Source organism: Brevibacterium permense (assembly GCF_025506275.1).
GTDB lineage: Bacteria > Actinomycetota > Actinomycetes > Actinomycetales > Brevibacteriaceae > Brevibacterium > Brevibacterium permense_A.
Map to the genome: position 1 here is coordinate 1 of NZ_QYCP01000016.1, position 402 is coordinate 402.

Genomic DNA, 402 nt, shown 5'->3' on the forward strand with positions numbered 1-402 from the left:
CTAGAATGCACGGCATAGCGACTGGAGCGACTCCCCATGCAGAACCCGCAGAACCTTATCTGGATCGACCTGGAGATGACCGGCCTCGATCCGGACCGGGACGTCATCATCGAGATGGCCACCATCGTCACCGACAGTGACCTCAACACCCTGGCCGAAGGACCGGTGATCGCCATCCACCAGCCAGAGGAAATCCTCGCCGGCATGGACGAGTGGAATACCCGCCAGCACGGCCAGTCCGGCCTGACCCAGAGGGTTCGGGAAAGTACCGTGAGCATGGCCGAGGCCGAGGCGCAGACCCTGGCTTTCCTCGAGCAGTGGGTGCCCAAGCGCAGCTCGCCGATCTGCGGCAACAGCATCTGCCAGGACCGCCGCTTCCTCTATAGGCACATGCCCAGGCTG

Annotated in this window: 1 protein-coding gene; it reads left to right on the forward strand. The window is 63.4% G+C overall.

Annotation, left to right across the window (positions count from 1 at the left end):
* Positions 1-36 precede the first annotated feature (36 nt).
* Positions 37-402 (forward strand): oligoribonuclease (gene orn, locus D3I60_RS01350; protein ID WP_262774309.1); only part of this gene is annotated, 366 nt, incomplete at its 3' end.